A 17199-nucleotide genomic window follows, 5' to 3' on the forward strand; every position below is an offset into this window, starting at 1 on the left:
TCACCGAGGAGAGACAACCGCCCCCAGCAACCCGGGTCCCGTATGCGCCCCGATGACCGCTCCGACCTCGCTGACATGGAGGTCCGCGAGGCCCGGCACCCGTGTCCGCAGGCGGTCTGCCAGCGCCGACGCGCGGTCGGGGGCGGCGAGATGGTGGACCGCGATGTCCACCTGCGCGGCTCCGGCGCAGTCGGCCACGATCTCCTCGAGGCGGGCGATGGCCTTGGACGCGGTCCGCACCTTCTCCAGGAGTTCGATGCGCCCACCGTCCAGCTGGAGCAGCGGCTTCACCGCGAGGGCGGAGCCCAGCAGGGCCTGGGCGGCGCCGATCCGGCCACCTCGGCGCAGATAGTCGAGGGTGTCGACGTAGAAGAAGGCGGAGGTTCCCGCGGCCCGTTTCTCCGCCGCCGTCACCGCGTCGTCGACGGTGCCGCCCGCCTCGGCGGACGCGGCGGCGGTCAGGGCGCAGAAGCCGAGGGCCATCGCGACCATGCCGGTGTCCACCACGCGCACGGGCACCGGCGCCTCACGGGCCGCGAGGACGGCGGCGTCGTAGGTGCCGGAGAACTCGGCGGACAGATGGAGCGAGACGATGCCCCGGGCGCCCGACTCGGCGACCTTGCGGTAGGTCTCGGCGAAGACCTCGGGGCTGGGCCGGGACGTGGTGACCGACCGGCGCTTCTGCAGGGCCTGGGCGAGGGAGCGGGCCGAGATCTCGGTGCCCTCTTCGAGGGCCCGGTCGCCGAGGACGACGGTGAGGGGCACCGCCGTGATGCCGTGGCGCTCCATCGTCCCTGGCGGCAGGTAGGCCGTTGAATCGGTGACGATCGCGACATGGCGGGACATGAGCTGGAGGTTACCTGCCGGGGCGGACGAACGGCAGTCCGGCCCCGGGGGCCGTGGGCCGGGCCGACGTGATCAAGTGGTGCTCTCGGGGCGGGGCTTCTTCTGCCAGGGATAGACGGGCCGCGGTGCGGGTGGGGTGATGGCGGAGCGGGTGGGCTCCTCGTCCGCGCGGGCCTCGGGTGTCTCGGGCCAGGTCTGCCGGCCTGACGTCGCGTCCTCGGGCGTCGCCTGGGGCCAGCTGGAGGTTGCGGTCGGCTCTGTCGTCCAGTGCCGCAGCGCGCCCGCCTCCATGTCTATCTGCGTGCTCAGCGAGTCCAGGTCGTCGTCGGCGAAGCGGCGGGCCCGGTCGCGGGCCGCCCAGCGCAGGGCGTCGGCCGACCGCGTGATCTGCTCGGTGCGCTCGCGGAGCCCGGGCAGACGGGAGACGAGCGTGCCCCGGTCGGGTTCGGTTTCCAGCCGCTTGAGCTCGCCGTCCAGTTCGTGTCCGTGTCCGCTGAGCCGCTCGAAGAGGGCCAGCGACTCCTTGAGGGACTCGTCGTGCGTCACGCCCGCGTGCAGGGCGTCCTGGGTGGCGCGCATCGACGTCCGCAGCTTCAGCCGGAGCTGGGCCAGCTCGCCCGTGGGGCCCGGCTGGGCGAGGGTCCTGGCGCGCAGGGTGGTGTCCTCCACGGTGCGGCGCGCCTGGGTCAGTGTGCGGTCCACGCCCCGCTTGGCGGCGCCGACCACCTTCACGGTGGCGTACGCGCCGAGGACCACGAACAACAGGAAGAGCAGTGCCATCACTGCGACCACGGCTTCCACCACGCTCCTCCTCCGTCCGGCCCCGGCGGCTGCCGCGGCTCTTCAACGGTAAACGCCACGGGCAGGTCCGGAGTTCCAGCGGAACCCCGAACCTGCCCGTAGGGGACTACCCCGACGGCCGGACACGGACGTGCCCGGCCGGCGTCCTGCGACTACGCCGGGACGATGTTCACCAGCTTCGGCGCCCGCACGATGACCTTGCGGATGCCTGCGCCGTCCAGGGCGGCGACGACCCGCTCGTCGGCCAGCGCCACCTTCTCCAGCTCCTCGTCGGAGATCGCCGGGGAGACCTCCAGGCGCGCCTTGACCTTGCCCTTGATCTGCACCACGCAGGTCACGGCCTCGTCCACGACGTACGCGGGGTCGGCGACCGGGAAGTCCTGGTGGACGACCGAGCCGGTGCGGCCCAGCTTGCGCCACAGTTCCTCGGCGATGTGCGGGGCCAGCGGGGCGACCAGCAGCACCAGGGACTCGGCGACCGTGCGCGCCAGCGGACCGCCCGCCTTGGTCAGGTGGTTGTTCAGCTCGGTGACCTTGGCGATGGCCGTGTTGAAGCGCAGGCCCTCCAGGTCCTGGCGGACGCCGTCGATGGCCTTGTGCAGGGCACGCAGCGTGGCCTCGTCCGGCTCGGTGTCGACGACCGTGACCTCGCCCGTGGTCTCGTCGACGACGTTGCGCCACAGCCGCTGCAGCAGGCGGAACTGGCCCACCACCGCGCGCGTGTCCCACGGCCGCGACACGTCCAGGGGGCCCATCGCCATCTCGTACAGGCGCAGCGTGTCCGCCCCGTACTCGGCGCAGATCTCGTCCGGGGTCACCGCGTTCTTCAGGGACTTGCCCATCTTGCCCAGCAGCCGGGAGACCTTCTCGCCCTCGAAGTAGTAGGCGCCGTCGCGCTCCTCCACCTCGGTGGCCGGCACGGCGATCCCGCGCGCGTCCCGGTAGACGTACGCCTGGATCATGCCCTGGTTGAACAGCTTGTGGAACGGCTCGGCGGAGGAGATGTGGCCCAGGTCGTACAGGACCTTCGACCAGAAGCGGGCGTACAGCAGGTGCAGCACGGCGTGCTCGGCGCCGCCCACGTACAGGTCGACCCCGCCGTGCGGCCGGCCCTCCCGGGGGCCCATCCAGTACTGCTCGATCTCGGGGTCGACCAGCTTGCGGTCGTTGTGCGGGTCCAGGTAGCGCAGCTCGTACCAGCAGGAACCGGCCCAGTTGGGCATGGTGTTGGTCTCGCGGCGGTACTTCTTCGGCCCGTCGCCCAGGTCCAGGGTGACGTTGACCCAGTCCTCGTTGCGGGACAGCGGGGTCTCCGGGGAGGTGTCCGCGTCGTCCGGGTCGAAGGTGCGCGGCGAGTAGTCCTCGACCTCGGGCAGCTCCAGCGGCAGCATCGACTCGGGCAGCGGGTGGGCGATGCCGTCCTCGTCGTAGACGATCGGGAAGGGCTCGCCCCAGTAGCGCTGGCGGCTGAACAGCCAGTCGCGCAGCCGGAAGTTGACGGTGCCCTCGCCGATGCCCTTGCCGGACAGCCACTCGGTGATGCGCGCCTTGGCCTCGGTGACGCCCAGGCCGTCCAGGGAGACGTCCTCGCCCGCGGAGTTGACGATCTTCGCGTCGTACGAGGCGAAGGCGTCGTCCCACGTCGAGGGGTCGGTGCCCCGGTCGTCCGAGGGCTCGACGACGCAGCGCATCGGCAGTTCGAAGGCGCGCGCGAACGCGAAGTCGCGGCTGTCGTGCGCCGGTACGGCCATGATCGCGCCGGTGCCGTAGCCCATCAGGACGTAGTCGGCGATGAAGACCGGGATGCGCTCGCCGCTGACCGGGTTGGTCGCGTACACGCCGGTGAAGACGCCGGTCTTGTCCTTGGCCTCGGCCTGCCGCTCGACGTCGGACTTGGAGGCCGCCTGCGCGCGGTAGGCGGCGACGGCCTCGGCGGGGGTGGCGTGGCCGCCCGTCCAGACGTCGTGGGTGCCCTCGGGCCAGGCGTCGGGCACGAAGGTGTCGACCAGGGGGTGTTCGGGGGCCAGCACCATGTAGGTGGCGCCGAACAGGGTGTCCTGGCGGGTCGTGAAGACCGTGATCGCCTGTCCGTCGACGGGGAAGTCGACCCGGGCGCCCTCGGAGCGGCCGATCCAGTTGCGCTGCTGCAGCTTGATGGCCTCGGGCCAGTCCAGCGCGTCCAGGTCGTCCAGCAGCCGGTCGGCGTAGGCGGTGATGCGCATGTTCCACTGGCGCAGCTTGGCCTTGAAGACGGGGAAGTTGCCGCGCTCGGAGCGGCCGTCCGCGGTGACCTCCTCGTTGGCCAGCACGGTGCCCAGGCCGGGGCACCAGTTGACGGGCGCGTCGGAGGCGTACGCCAGGCGGTAGTCGCCCAGCAGGTCGGCGCGCTCCGCGGCGGTCAGGTCGCTCCACGCGCGCGTGGTGCCGTCGGTGGCCGGGACGGCACGCTCACCGGACTCGAACTGGGCGACCAGTTCGGAGACCGGGCGGGCCCTGCCGGCCTCCTCGTCGTACCAGGAGTTGAAGATCTGCAGGAAGATCCACTGGGTCCACTTGTAGTACTCCGGGTCGATCGTCGCGAACGACCGGCGCTTGTCGTGGCCCAGGCCCAGCCTGCGCAGCTGGACCTTCATGTTCTCGATGTTGGCCTCGGTGGAGACACGCGGGTGCGTGCCCGTCTGCACCGCGTACTGCTCGGCGGGCAGGCCGAAGGCGTCGAAGCCCAGGGTGTGCAGGACGTTGTGGCCCGTCATCCGCTGGAAGCGGGCGAACACGTCGGTGGCGATGTACCCCAGGGGGTGGCCGACGTGCAGTCCCGCGCCCGAGGGGTACGGGAACATGTCCATGATGAACTTCTTGGGCCTGGCGACGAGAGCGGGGTCACCGGCCAGGTCACCGGTCGGGTTCGGCGCCGCGTAGGTGCCCTCCGCGTCCCAGAAGTCCTGCCAGCGTGCCTCGATGTCCGCGGCCATGGCGGCCGTGTAGCGGTGCGGCGCTGCCACCTCGGAGGCGGCGGTGGCACCGCCCGCGCCTTCGGCAGCGGGGGAGGCATTCGTCTCGCTCATGATCCTCAAAGCTCCATCGATCGTCTCTGCCAGCGGCTGGGGAAATGAAAAAGCCCCTCGCACAGGAGGGGACGCCGCGCCGATGCCGACCACGATTCCTCAGTGGCCGGGACTGATCAGCGCGGCTCGCTAAGCAGAAGGCGTACGGCACGCATGGCGCCAGGGTACCCCAGCCCCGGCGCGCGTCGCGACGGGCTTCCGGCCACCTTCCGGCACCCCGTGCCACCTCCGGGAAGGCCTAAAAAGCTGAACAAGGTTCAAGAGTTACTTCGCGTAACGGCCACTAAGGGACAACACAAGCCTCTCGGGGCCCTTGGATAACGACGCAATAACTCAAACCTCGTATCCATAGGTATGGCTCGACTTAGAGTGCCGCTTCGGGACCGCTTCCCCGAACTCCTTGGGAGTACCCCCCATGAATCCTCGTCGCAAGAACAGTTCGCTCCCCCAACCGGGCCGCTCGGTCTATGGGGCTGCGTCGGCTGCCGCCCTGCTCCTCATACCCCTGATCGTCCTGCTCGGGGGTGACGGAGTCAGGGACTTCCTCGACTTCGGCGCCGGCGTGCTGTCGCTGGTCGCCCTCACCTGCTCCGTGGTGTGGGGGCTGGTCGCCACCGACCGGCTGTTCCTCAACGCCCGCCAGCGCCTGATCGCGCAGGCCGTGCACCGGACGACCGCCGTCTCCTCGGTCGCCTTCCTCCTGCTGCACGTCACGGTCAAGCTGGCGCTGGACCACACCACGCTGATCGCCGCCGTCGTCCCCTTCGGCCTCGGCGTCACCGGCACCGCGGGGCTCATCGGCTTCGGCTCCCTGGCCGGCCTGCTCATGATCTTCACCGCCGTCACCGGTGCGCTGCGCAGCGCGTTCGCCTCCCCCGCGCCGATCGCCGCGCGCTGGCGCGCGGTGCACATGCTGGCCTACCCCGCCTGGTGCTCGGCCCTCGTGCACGGCCTGTACGCGGGACGCCCCGCGAAGACCTACGTCACGGTGCTCTACAGCCTCTGCCTGGTCGCCGTCATGGCCGCGCTGGCCCTGCGCTCGGCCTCCGGACCCTTCAAGCGCAAGGTCGCCGACCGGATCCTGCTGATCATGGGCGAGGCCGGCGGCCCCGGCGCCCGGACACCCCGCGAGGACCGCGAGGCACCCCGTGCCTCGGACTCGCCCCTGCCCGGCTTCGCCTCCCGCCGGCCCGGGCGGTCCCCGCAGGCCACGTTCGTGCCGCCGCAGCGCATGCCGTCCGCGGCGCAGTCGCTCTACGCCACCGGGCCCCGGGCCGCCGAGGCCGCGGGCGGCGGTTTCGCCGCGGCCTACCGCGCCGTGGGCGGCAGTTCGCCCACCGGGGACCCGCTGATCGACCCCACGGAGCGCATCCAGGTCCCCCTGGACACGCAGCCCACGGAGGCCATGCCCCGCTTCGACGGCAGCACCTCCGGCAACTGGCCGATCCCGTCGCCGCCGCCCGTCGGCGAGGCCCCCCGTTCCGCGTACGACCCGCTCAACGACACGGGATACACCATCCCCGTCTATGGCAATCCGGGCGACAACGGATACGTCGCGAGTGATGTGTACGACACCGGTGAGACGAACCCCCTCCACGGCACGTACAACACCAACGACACGTACGACAGCGGTCCCACGCCTGACGTACTGCCGGGCGCCTTCGACGCTCCTGGCTCCGGTGAACCATGGAACGCCCCTTCCGGAGGCTTTTAAGTGAACGAGGCCCTGCCCGACGTCCCGGAAGTCCGCGTGGTCGGACTTCCGCAGCTCACGTCGGGCTTCGACCTGGTTGAACGACTCGACCTGCCGATGCACCTCAAGGTGCACGGACCGCTCGAACCGATGGGCGGCGAACAACTCGCGGGCCTCGCCGAGGCGATCTCCCTGAAGGGCCGCGGCGGCGCGGGGTTCCCCTTCGCCAAGAAGCTGCGTTCGGTCGCGGAGTCGGCCATCAGGAAGGGCATCCGGCCCGTCGTGGTCGTCAACGGCAGCGAGGACGAACCCGCCTGCCGCAAGGACACGGTGCTCATCAACCGCGCCCCGCACCTCATCCTGGACGGCGCCCTGCTGGCCGCCGAGGCGATGGGCGCCCGCACCCTGGTCATCGGTGTGACCCGGGCGTCGACGCAGGCCTCCATGGAGGCCGCCCTGGCCGAACGCGGACTGAGCAACCGCCGCGGATCGGCCCTCCGCGCGCGTGTGCAGCGCAACCCGGTACGGATGGTCACCGGAGCGGCCGCCTCGCTGATCCGCTCCATCGACGGCGGCCCGGCGATCCCGCCCGGCCGCAAGATCAGCGCGTCGCAGAGCGGGGTCGGCGGCGCCCCCACCCTGCTGTCCAACGCCGAGACGTTCGCCCAGCTCGCCATCGCCGCCCGCATCGGCCCCGACCGCTACCGCAACACCGGCCTGTACGACGAGCCCGGCACCGTCATGCTCACCGTCTCGGGCGCCGTCGCGCGCCCCATGGTGATCGAGGTGCCGACGGGAGTGCCCCTGCGGTACGTGCTCCAGCTGGCCGGCGCCCCGCCCCAGCCCCAGGGCGTGCTGACCGGCGGCTACCACGGCAAGTGGCTGGACGCGGCGGCGCTCGACGGGGCGATCGTCTCGCGCAACTCCCTGGACGCCGTGGGCGGTTCCCTCGGCGCCGGCGCGATCCTCCCGATCACCCAGCAGACCTGCCCGCTCGGCGAGTCGTTGCGGGTGGCCCAGTGGCTCGCCGAGGAGAGCGCGGGCCAGTGCGGCCCCTGCTACCTCGGCCTGCCCGCCGCCGCTCGTGGTCTGGAGGACATACTCAACGGCGGCGGCCCGGCCGCCCTGGAGGCCGTGAAGCAGGTCGCCAAGGCCGTGAAGCGGCGCGGTGCGTGCTCGCACCCGGACGGCTCGGCGATGTTCATCGAGTCCACGATCAAGGCCTTCACCGACGACCTCGCCGCCCACGTCCTCGGCAACGGCTGCGGCAGGCCCGTGGAGGGCGTTCTGCCGCTCTTCGAGGGCGGTCAGACCCCCACCGGCATCCCGGGCGGCCAGGGGCAGCTGGAGGCCGGTCCCAGCCGCCAGAAGATCTTCGTCGACTGGACCCTGTGCCGCGGGCACGGCCTGTGCGCGGACATCCTGCCCGAGGTCTTCGAGCTGGGCGCCGACGGCTTCCCTACCGTCGCACAGGCGCAGGTGCCCCGGTACGCGGAGGCGAAGGCCCTGCGCGCGGTCCGGCGCTGCCCCGCGCTCGCGCTGCGCATCGAGGAGGACAGCAGGTCCTCCGCCCCGGCCCGCAACAACCTGCCCGTGCTCTCCCAGGGCCGCGGCCGCCGGGCACTGGGCAGCGGACGCTGAACACGACGAAGCGGGCCACTCGAATCGAGTGGCCCGCTTCAACTGCTGTGGAGCTAAGGAGAATTGAACTCCTGACCTCCTGCATGCCATGCAGGCGCTCTACCAACTGAGCTATAGCCCCTTGCGGTGTTCCGCCCGGTTCCCCCGGCGGCGACGCCAACATTACACGCTCTCCCGGGTGCACCACCAAATCGTTTCCGTTCTGTACGGATACGGCGGATAGTGTCGGCCTTCGTGACCCCGACCGCCCCGCTCCGTGACCGCCGTGCGCGCCTCGCCCTGGGGACGTGCCTGCTGTCCTTCGCGGTGTTCTGGGCGGCGCAGCGGGCCGCGCACGTGTCGATGATCGACCTGATGGTCTACCGCGCGGAGGGCGCCACGGTCCTCGCCGGCGGCGACCTGTACGCGCTCCGCACGACCGAGGCCCGCCTGCCCAGCACGTACCCGCCCTTCGGGGCCCTGCTGTTCGTCCCGCTGACCCTGCTGGGCACGGGTGCAGCGCGCGCCCTGGCGACGGCCGGGAACCTGCTCCTCCTGGTGGCCTTCGCCGGCCTCTCGCTGCGGCTGGCGGGGCACACGCGCGCGGGAGGCGTCCGGCGGCTGGCGGGGCACGCGCGCGTGGGAGGCGTCTGGTGGCTGGCGGCTGCCGCCGTGTGGTGCGAGCCGGTGTGGACGACGCTGCGGTACGGGCAGATCAACCTGCTGATCGCCGTGCTGGTGCTGTGGGACCTGACCCGCCGGCCCGGCCACCGGTGGGCCGGGGTCGGCATCGGAATCGCGGCCGCGATCAAGCTGACGCCCGCCCTCTTCGCGGTCTTCCTGCTGGTCACCGGAGTGGCGGCACGCGCGCGCGGGAGGGACGCGGAGCCGTGGACGCGGCACGCTCGGCGGGCGGCCGCCGCCTTCACCGGTGCCACCCTGTCGGCGGCGGCCCTCCTGCCGGACGACTCCTGGCGCTTCTGGACCCGGATGGTGTTCGACGCGGGCCGGGTCGGCCGGGCGGAGGACACCGCGAACCAGTCGCTGCGCGGGATCCTGGCCCGGCTGCTGCACACGCCCGACCCGGGGCTGTGGTGGGTCGCCGCCGCGGTGGCGGTGGGCTCCGCGGGCCTCGCCGTGTCGGTCGCCGCCGAGCTGCGCGGCAGCCGGTCCGGGGCGACGGTGGCCTGTGCGGCGACGGCGCTGCTGGTCAGCCCGGTGTCCTGGTCCCACCACTGGGTGTGGTGTGTGCCGATCGCCCTGGTCCTGGCCACCGAGGGCCGGGCCGCGGCGGGGTGTTCGGTGCCGGTCTTCTGCTCGTACGCGCTGTGGTGGGTGCCGCACGGCCCCGGCCGGCACGAACTGCGTCAGAGCGGCGCCGAGTTGACGCTGTCGGCGCTCTACGGTGCGGCCGCTCTCGCCGTCCTCGCCCTGGTCGCGGCCCGGACGGGACGGTCCGGGCCCGCCCATGCGCTCAGGCCGTCGCGAACGAGTAGAACCGCTTCAGGGTGCAGTGCTCGTCGAGGAGCCGTCCGTAGATCGGCTCGCCCTCCAGCTCCCGATAGGTCTCGATCGGGTCGCCTTTTATGATCAGCGCCCGCGCGCACTCCTCGCACCAGTACTGGTAGTCGTGGTTGAGCGGCTCCATGTCGCGGACGATCGGTGTGCCGCTGCCGCACCAATCGCACTTCCGCCTGTGTGCACCCATCGATCAGCTCCAGCTGTGGCCGCAGGCCGTGCACACGTAGGAGATACCGCCGTTGTCCCCGAGGACCTGGGCGACATGGACGGAACCGCAGGACGGGCAGTCGAGGAGGGTGGCTGTCTTCCGGGTCGTCGACGCTTCGAGGAGCCGGTCGGTCTCCTCGAGGATGCTCGCAGGCATCGCTACTCCCTCCCGTCGGGCCGCGCCCCCTTCCGGCCGTCTGATTCTGCCACGGCCGGGCCGATACGGTCAGCGACGCCTGCGTACCAGTCCGGCCACGGCACCCAGCGCGGCCGTGGCCGCCAGCGCGTACGTGCACGCCAGAAGCCCGTCCGCTGAGGTATACGCCCCGGGAGCCCCAAGTGACTCAAGCCGATTCAGGAAGAGTGCGCCGAAGGCCGCGACACCGATCAGCTGACCGAGCTGGGTGACCGTCGCGAGCAGTCCGCTGACGTCCGCCGCGTCCTCGGCCCGCACCGTGGCCAGCGCCCTGGTGAGCGTCGGACTGAAGCTGAGCGCCAGCCCCATGCCCACGCCGGTGAACGCCGCGTACAGCCACAGGCCGCCGTCACCGCCGTCCCGCAGCGCCCACCCTACGCCCGCCACGCAGACCCCGGCGAGCACGAACCCCGCCGGCACGAGGGCCCGTTGCCATGTCGCGGGCCAGGTGCGCCAGGTCAGCCCGACCACGCCGAAGACCACGGCGGTGGGCGCGAAGGTCAGCCCCGCGCGGAGGGCGCTGTAGCCGAGGCCGCCCTGGATGTGGAGGGTGAGGACGAACAGGAACCCGCCGTTGACGGCCATCACGGCGGTGATCCGGAAGACGGCGAGACCGATGCCGGGCCGGCGCAGCACCCGGGGCGCGATCAGCGGGGCCCCGCCGCGGCGGGCGAGCCGGGACTCGTGGGCGCGGAAGAGGCCGAACAGGACGGCGGCCCCGGCGAACGACAGCCAGGACCACAGCGGCCAGCCCTCCTCCTGCCCGAGCACGAGCGGCACCGTGAGCAGGGAGACGGCGGCGGCCAGCAGCACCAGCCCGGGCAGGTCGAGTCCGCGGGTGCGCTCCAGCGCCCGGGTGTCGTCGCACGGCAGCACCCGGCTGCCGACGGCGAGGAGTACGACGCCCACGGGCACGTTGACGAGGAACACCGGCCGCCAGCCGGTGCCGAACAGATCGCAGCTGACGAGGATTCCGCCGAGCACCTGGCCCGCCGCGGCGCCGGTCGCGAGGACCGCGGAGTACGTGCCGAGCGCCCGCGCCCGGCCCTCGCCGGTGAAATGGCGCTGGATCAGGCTGAGCACCTGCGAGATCATCACCGCGGACCCGGCGCCCTGCACCACCCGGAAGGCGATCAACTCGCCGGTGCCCTGGGCGAGTCCGCAGGCCAGCGAGGCGGCGGTGAAGACGGCGAGTCCGGTGAGCCAGACGCGGCGGTGACCGAGCCGGTCGCCGAGGCGCGCGCCGGTGATCAGCAGGACGGCGTACGCGATGGAGTAGCCGGCGACCACGAGTTGCAGGCCGGCGCCGGACGCGTGGAGATCCGAACCGATCGTGGGCACGGCGACGTTCACGATGAAGACGTCGAGCAGTGCCATGAACTGGGTGGCGAGCACGACGGCGAGCAGCCGTCCTGAGCCGTTGTCAGTGCCTGGGTCTTTACTGGTCGCAGGACTCGGGCCCGCTTGCGGGGCGGGACCTGCGGGGCTTGTCGTCGTCATGCGCCGAGCCTGGCGACGAGCGGAACCGGGTGACGAGAGCCCGCCGATGCTGGTGCCGACAGCACCTGGCAGCGGAGCGCTCCGGCACCGACGATGGAGCGGGGGGATGTGAGGACCATGGTCACGACACAGCGCCGCAGGCCCGAGCTGGCCGCTTTCCTGCGCAGCCGGCGGGCCCGTGTGACACCGGCGGACGTGGGGATGCCACCGGGCTTCCGGCGGCGCACGCCGGGGTTGCGCCGCGAGGAGGTCGCCCAGCTCTCGGGCGTGGGCGTCACCTGGTACACCTGGCTGGAGCAGGGGCGGCCGATCAACGCGTCTCCGCAGGTCCTGGACGCGGTGTCGCGCACGCTGCGGCTCGACCGGGCCGAGCGCGAGCACCTGTACCACCTGGCGGAGGTGCCCTACGAGTCCGGTCCGGAGAGCCTCGCGCGGGCCGTCGGGCCGGACGTGCAGGACATCATCGACGCCCTCGACCCGCATCCGGCCGTGGTCTACACCTCGCGGTACGACGTGCTCGCCACCAACCCGGCCTACCGGGACCTGTTCCTGGTGCCGACGAGTGCCCGGATCGGCGTACCGAACGTGCTCTGGACGCTGTTCACTGTCTCCGAGGAGTCCGGTCCCCTGGTGCACCCGGACCGTGAGCTGCCGGTGATGGTGGCCACCCTGCGCGCGGCCTACGGAAGACACGTGGGCGAGCCGGCCTGGGAGGACTTCATCCGTGAGCTGTCCGCCGCGAGTCCCTCCTTCGTCGAGCTGTGGGCCGGTGGCGAGGTGATACCGCCGGGGCCCCGCGTGAAGACGTTCCGGCACCCGGTGGTGGGTGAGCTGCGCATGACCTCGCTGTCGCTGTCCGTCGACGGCATGCCGGAGTGCCGGATCGTGGCGTACTCACCGGAGGACGCGTCGGCGCGGGAGGGGGTGGCGCTGCTGCGGGAGTGGCGGGAGCGGCTGTGGCCGCCGTCCGACACGCTGGACGCCGGGCCGGTGGCGGCCGACGCCTGACGCACCCGCCCGGGACCGGCGGGGACACGAAAAATCCCGTCCCCTGACGGGAACGGGATCTTCATCACCGATCTTTGACAACTCAAAAGAGAGTGGTTCTGTGGAGCTAAGGAGAATTGAACTCCTGACCTCCTGCATGCCATGCAGGCGCTCTACCAACTGAGCTATAGCCCCTTGCGTTCTTCCCGCTCGGCGGGCGAACAAGAAGAACTTTAACCGGTGACCTGCCGGAAAGTGAAATCCGGGTCCGGACCCCTCGTGCGGGTGCGGAAAGGGCTGCTCAGTCGTCGTCGCCGAGCACGGGTTCGGGCAGCGTGCCGGCGTTGTGCTCGAGCAGGCGCCAGCCGCGCGCGCCCTGTCCGAGGACGGACCAGCAGCAGTTGGAGAGCCCGCCGAGGCTCTCCCAGTGCCGCGATTCGAGACCGAGGAGGCGTCCGATGGTCGTGCGGATGGTGCCCCCGTGGCTGACCACCACGAGGGTGCCGTCCTCGGGAAGCTTGTCGGCGTGCCGCAGCACGACCGGGGCGGCGCGGTCGGCGACCTCGCTCTCCAGCTCGCCGCCCCCGCGGCGGATGGGCTCGCCGCGCTTCCAGGCGGCGTACTCCTCGCCGTGCCGGGCGATGATCTCGGTGTGCGTCAGCCCCTGCCAGACGCCGGCGTAGGTCTCGCGCAGACCCTCGTCGTGCGTGACCGCCAGGCCGGTGAGCGCGGCGAGCTCAGCGGCCGTGTCGGCGGCGCGCCGGAGGTCGGAGGCGACGATGGCGTCCGGGCGCAGCGAGGCCAGCAGCCGGGCGGCGCGGCGTGCCTGGCCGACGCCGGTCTCGGTGAGTTCGACGTCCGTGGTGCCCTGGAAGCGGCGCTCCACGTTCCAGGAGGTCTGGCCGTGCCGCCACAGGATGACGCGGCGGCCCCGGCCCTTCTTCCGCTCGTCGGTTCCGGCGGGGCCGCTCACCGCAGGTCCCCGAAGTCGGCGGAGTCCTCCTCGGCCTGCAGCTTGGCGTGCTCCTCGGCCTTGCCGCGGGTCGCCTTGGCGTCGGCGGGGAGCTCCAGTTCGGGGCAGTCCTTCCAGAGGCGCTCCAGCGCGTAGAAGACGCGCTCCTCGCTGTGCTGGACGTGGACGACGATGTCGACGTAGTCGAGCAGCACCCAGCGGGCCTCGCGGTCGCCCTCGCGGCGGACCGGCTTGGCGCCGAGCTCCTTGTTCAGCCGCTCCTCGATCTCGTCGACGATCGACTTGACCTGGCGGTCGTTGGGTGCGGAGGCCAGCAGGAAGGCGTCCGTGATCGACAGCACGTCGCTGACGTCGTAGGCGATGATGTCGTGCGCGAGCTTGTCGGCGGCCGCCTGGGAGGCGGTGGTGATGAGCTCGATCGAACGGTCAGTGGCGGTCACTACGAAGCTTTCGGTCGGGAACAGGGGTCGGCTGGGTGCGGGGTCGCCCCCGCGTGTCGCAGCCCGTGGGCGGTCGGGAACCCTCAGGGGCCCCCTCAAGGGTCTCACGACGCGCCGACGACACCCCACGTGATGGCGGGATCACGCCCCGGACCTGCCGGGACGTGCCCCCCGTCACGACGAGGTGCGGTAGTTCTGCCCCAGCACGACCGACACGTCCGCGTTGGACGTGACCTTGCCCTTCTTCACCGAGCCGGTGGGCAGGCCGAGGGTCTTGGCGACCTCGACCGCGTCGTCCTTGCTCCCGGCGTCGGCGTAGGTGATCCGGGACACGCTCTCGGTGGCCGCGGCGGTGCCGCCGTCCACGAAGGTGTAGCCGCCGTTGATGAGGACCACGCGGGCCTTCTCGGTGCCTTCCTTGGTGCCGGTGGCGTTGGTGATGCCGACGCGGACGGCGTCGCCCTGCTGCGGGCTCCTGGCGGACCCGCCGAGGACGTTCTTGACGACGCTGTCGCTGGTCTTGGCGGTGAGCGTGCCGTCCGACTGGACCGGGAGCAGCGAGGTTCTATAGTCGCCGCCCTTGGCGTGATCGGCGAGCTTGGCGAGGAAGGTGCCGAGGTCCTTGTCGTTCAGCGAGGGGTCGAGGATCTGGGCGAGCGTCTGCACGGTCGTCGTCGCGGCCTGCGGGTCCGAGGTCAGCTTGCGCAGCACGCCCTGCATCACCTGGCCGAAGCGCTCCAGCTGGGCGTCCGGGGCCTCGCCGGGGGCGCGGTAGGTGGCGTAGGCGACGGCCATCTTGCCGCTGAGGGTCTGGTCCTCGCCCTTGTGCACGAGGGGGGCGGCGCCCTTCTTGGCCGACTTGGCGTCGGGGTCCGGTACGTCGGCGTCGGTGTCGATGTCGATGTTGCCGACGAGTTCGACGAGGTTGTTCAGGTAGGGGGTGTCCAGGCGCCAGGTGCCCTCGATGTCGGTGCCGAGGACCGTGTCGATCGCGTCGCGCGTGCCCGACGAGCCGTCGTCGTCCACGGACTTGGCGAGGGTGGTCGTGGTGCCGTCGTCGTCGGTGAGGGCGAGGGAGTTGGGCAGCAGGACGGTCGCGCCCCGCTTCGTGGTGGTGTTGTCGACGAGCAGCGCCGTGGAGGTGCCGCCCTTCTTGGTGTTGTGCAGGTGGACGACGATCACGTCGCGGTTCTGGGCGCCGGCGGCCGTGGTGGTACCGGTACCGCCCTCCGAGCCGGTGCCCGGCAGCTGGCCCGCGTACCAGAGGTAGCCGACGCCGCCGACGGCGACCAGCGCGAGGATGACGGCCAGGGCGACGATCCGGCTGCGGGCCCGCCGCTTGGCCTCCTCGCGCCGCTCGGTGCGGTTCTCGGTGAACTTGAGCCAGTCGATGACGTCTTCGGAGTCACCGTCCGGGTCCTCGACGAAGGCGAACTGCTCGGTGCGGTAGTCGCGGTCGGCGCGCGGTTCGTCCTCCTCGGCGGACCTCGACTGCTGCGGGATGTACGCGGTCTGCTCGGCGACGCGCGGCTGCCGGCCGGTGCCCTGGTTCTGCCCGTAGGGGTCGTACGCGGTGCCCGTGGACGCGGGGCGGCCGTAGGAGTCGTACCCGTCGTAGGAGGTCACCGGCTGCTGCCGGCCGGTGTCGTGGGGCGGGACGGGCTGCTGCGAGCCCGTGTCGTACCCGGCGCCCTGGCCGTAGGGCGGGACCGGCTGCTGCTGACCCGTGTCGTACGGGCTCACCGGCTGCTGGGTGCCCGGGTCGTACGAGGGGGCGGGCGGCTGCTGGCCGCTCGCGTAGGGGTCGTAGCCGTACCCCTGCTGCGGCTGCTGCTGCGCGTAGGGGTCGTAGCCCTGCTGCTGCGGGACCTGCCGGTACACGGGCTGGCCGAACTCGTCGTAGCCGACGAGTTCGTACTGGTCGCCGCCCGCGTATCCGTCGTATCGGTCGTTCACCGGTGCCCCTCTCGGCTCACTCGCCGCGGTACAGCTCGCGCTTGTCGATATAGCGCACCACACCGTCCGGCACCAGGTACCAGACGGGGTCGCCCTTGGCGACCCGGGCACGGCAGTCCGTGGACGAGATGGCGAGCGCGGGGACCTCGACGAGCGAGACACCGCCCTCCGGAAGACCCGGGTCGGTCAGCGTGTGGCCGGGCCGGGTGACTCCGATGAAGTGCGCGAGGGAGAACAGTTCCTCCGTGTACCGCCAGGTCAGGATCTGGCCGAGCGCGTCGGCGCCCGTGATGAAGAACAGATCGGTGTCGGGGTTCAGCGCCCGCAGGTCGCGCAGGGTGTCGGTGGTGTAGGTCGGGCCGCCGCGGTCGATGTCGATGCGGCTCACCGAGAACTGCGGGTTCTCGGCGGTCGCGATGACCGTCATCAGATAGCGGTCCTCGGCCGGTGCGACCTTGCGCGCGGTCTTCTGCCACGGCTGCCCGGTCGGCACGAACACCACCTCGTCGAGGTGGAACTGCGCGGCGACCTCGCTGGCCGCCACGAGGTGCCCGTGGTGGATCGGGTCGAACGTTCCGCCCATGACTCCGAGGCGGCGCTTGCCCGGACTCGACGGGCCGTTGTCCGTGCCCGGCACCAGGCGGCCCGCCGCGCGGTGTGCGGCGCCGCTCACCGTGTCACCCGCCGGACCGGTAGGCATGTCCTGCTCTCCCATGCGTGCAGACCCTACCGGCCCGGCCGACGGGCTTCCGCCGACAGGCCCCCCGGGCCCGCTCCGGAAGCCCGCGCGGGACTCAGCGGTCCCGGTTGAAGCGGGTGGTGATCCACAGCAGGAGCAGCAGGACGAACAACGCGCCGCCGCCGGTCAGGTACGGGCTGAGGCTCTCGTGGTTGCCGCCGTGCTCCTCGCCCTCTGCGGCAAGGGTGACCAACTGGGCAGCGGTGCTGTGGAAGCTCATCTTCGGCAGGACCTATCCGGTGTGGGCGGGATAAAGACGTCCGGGCCATCGTATGCGGGGGTCCCGGCCCTCCTCACCCCGACTCCGCCGTTGGGAAGACCGGTCTCCGGCGCGGGAGAGGGTCGCCGTCCGCCGGGCCCGGTCGTGGGCTTCAGCCGTGGGCTTCAGTTGTGGGCTCGATCGTCGGCAGCCGTGGGCTCAGGCGGGTCAGTCGTCGTCTCGCTTGTATCCGCGGAGCAGGAACCAGGCGAGCAGGACGATCCCGACCACGCAGACGATCAGCACGACCCGCAGCAGATTGCCCGGCCCCTGCTGGTCCGCCGCGCTCGCGGCCTCGGTGAGCCAGTCGGCTGCGGGGATGTGCTCCATGGGATCGCTCCTAACGGTGTGCTGCCCTGCCACCGTATCTCCGCCTAGGCTGGGCAACGCTTCGGG

Annotated in this window: 15 protein-coding genes, 2 tRNA genes and 1 pseudogene; 4 read left to right on the forward strand and 14 right to left on the reverse strand. The window is 71.7% G+C overall.

Annotation, left to right across the window (positions count from 1 at the left end):
* The 3 genes from ACWGIS_RS05470 to leuS all read right to left on the reverse strand — a co-directional run bounded on the left by ACWGIS_RS05470 (position 1) and on the right by leuS (position 4712).
* Positions 1–846, reverse strand: coding sequence for a DegV family protein (locus tag ACWGIS_RS05470; RefSeq protein WP_453361099.1), 846 nt, complete (start codon positions 844–846; stop codon positions 1–3).
* A 72-nt stretch (positions 847–918) separates the two neighbouring features.
* The gene (locus tag ACWGIS_RS05475) at positions 919–1647 is read right to left on the reverse strand and encodes a hypothetical protein (protein ID WP_453361264.1); all 729 of its coding nucleotides are present in this window, start codon (positions 1645–1647) and stop codon (positions 919–921) included.
* A gap of 152 nt (positions 1648–1799) precedes the next feature.
* Entirely contained in the window at positions 1800–4712 is a 2913-nt protein-coding gene (leuS, locus tag ACWGIS_RS05480; RefSeq protein WP_453361100.1) for a leucine--tRNA ligase, read from the reverse strand.
* A 415-nt stretch (positions 4713–5127) separates the two neighbouring features.
* Here leuS and ACWGIS_RS05485 point away from each other — a divergent pair, with 415 nt between their 5' ends.
* Together ACWGIS_RS05485 and ACWGIS_RS05490 are read left to right on the forward strand one after the other, a co-directional pair.
* Positions 5128–6426: a cytochrome b/b6 domain-containing protein gene (locus ACWGIS_RS05485; protein ID WP_453361101.1), complete on the forward strand. Its 1299-nt coding sequence runs from the start codon at positions 5128–5130 to the stop codon at positions 6424–6426.
* Positions 6427–8046 carry an NADH-ubiquinone oxidoreductase-F iron-sulfur binding region domain-containing protein gene (locus ACWGIS_RS05490; protein WP_453361102.1) on the forward strand — a complete coding sequence of 540 codons (1620 nt, stop codon included), beginning with the start codon at positions 6427–6429 and terminating at the stop codon, positions 8044–8046.
* A 48-nt stretch (positions 8047–8094) separates the two neighbouring features.
* On the opposite strand, the gene ACWGIS_RS05495 is transcribed toward ACWGIS_RS05490, so the two are convergent.
* Positions 8095–8167, reverse strand: a tRNA-Ala gene (locus tag ACWGIS_RS05495).
* A gap of 113 nt (positions 8168–8280) precedes the next feature.
* Between ACWGIS_RS05495 and ACWGIS_RS05500 the strand changes: the two are divergent.
* A pseudogene (locus ACWGIS_RS05500) lies at positions 8281–9606 on the forward strand (glycosyltransferase 87 family protein); the annotation flags it as partial.
* Here the strand turns inward: ACWGIS_RS05500 and ACWGIS_RS05505 are convergent.
* The 3 genes from ACWGIS_RS05505 to ACWGIS_RS05515 form a co-directional block, all read right to left on the reverse strand.
* On the reverse strand, positions 9500–9733 hold the full coding sequence (locus tag ACWGIS_RS05505; RefSeq protein WP_121403099.1) for a DEAD/DEAH box helicase family protein: 234 nt from the start codon (positions 9731–9733) through the stop codon (positions 9500–9502). The pseudogene ACWGIS_RS05500 and the gene ACWGIS_RS05505 sit on opposite strands and share 107 nt — an antisense overlap.
* Positions 9734–9736: 3 nt before the next feature.
* Entirely contained in the window at positions 9737–9910 is a 174-nt protein-coding gene (locus ACWGIS_RS05510; protein WP_355779248.1) for a hypothetical protein, read from the reverse strand.
* 69 nt (positions 9911–9979) lie between these two features.
* A complete protein-coding gene (locus ACWGIS_RS05515; RefSeq protein WP_453361103.1) occupies positions 9980–11449 on the reverse strand; it encodes an MFS transporter in 1470 nt (489 codons plus the stop codon).
* A 117-nt stretch (positions 11450–11566) separates the two neighbouring features.
* Between ACWGIS_RS05515 and ACWGIS_RS05520 the strand changes: the two genes are divergently transcribed.
* Positions 11567–12457 (forward strand): helix-turn-helix transcriptional regulator, encoded by an 891-nt coding sequence (locus ACWGIS_RS05520; protein ID WP_453361104.1) that lies wholly within the window; start codon positions 11567–11569, stop codon positions 12455–12457.
* 101 nt (positions 12458–12558) lie between these two features.
* On the opposite strand, the gene ACWGIS_RS05525 is transcribed toward ACWGIS_RS05520, so the two are convergent.
* From ACWGIS_RS05525 to ACWGIS_RS05555, 7 genes are all read right to left on the reverse strand, one after another.
* Positions 12559–12631 (reverse strand) — tRNA-Ala (locus ACWGIS_RS05525).
* Positions 12632–12737: 106 nt separating this feature from the next.
* Complete coding sequence (locus ACWGIS_RS05530) at positions 12738–13409, reverse strand: histidine phosphatase family protein (protein WP_453361105.1); 672 nt, start codon at positions 13407–13409, stop codon at positions 12738–12740.
* Positions 13406–13849 carry a ribosome silencing factor gene (gene rsfS / locus ACWGIS_RS05535; RefSeq protein ID WP_453361106.1) on the reverse strand — a complete coding sequence of 148 codons (444 nt, stop codon included), beginning with the start codon at positions 13847–13849 and terminating at the stop codon, positions 13406–13408. The genes ACWGIS_RS05530 and rsfS overlap by 4 nt, the downstream gene beginning before the upstream one ends.
* A 174-nt stretch (positions 13850–14023) precedes the next feature.
* On the reverse strand, positions 14024–15805 hold the full coding sequence (locus ACWGIS_RS05540; protein WP_453361107.1) for a LytR C-terminal domain-containing protein: 1782 nt from the start codon (positions 15803–15805) through the stop codon (positions 14024–14026).
* 16 nt (positions 15806–15821) lie between these two features.
* Complete coding sequence (gene nadD / locus ACWGIS_RS05545) at positions 15822–16520, reverse strand: nicotinate-nucleotide adenylyltransferase (protein ID WP_453361108.1); 699 nt, start codon at positions 16518–16520, stop codon at positions 15822–15824.
* Between the two features lie 79 nt (positions 16521–16599).
* Entirely contained in the window at positions 16600–16764 is a 165-nt protein-coding gene (locus tag ACWGIS_RS05550; RefSeq protein ID WP_192583393.1) for a hypothetical protein, read from the reverse strand.
* 207 nt (positions 16765–16971) lie between these two features.
* Positions 16972–17133, reverse strand: a complete 162-nt coding sequence (locus ACWGIS_RS05555) for a hypothetical protein (RefSeq protein WP_355779266.1) — start codon at positions 17131–17133, stop codon at positions 16972–16974.
* Positions 17134–17199 lie beyond the last annotated feature (66 nt).

It is taken from the genome of Streptomyces sp. NPDC054842 (assembly GCF_053611025.1).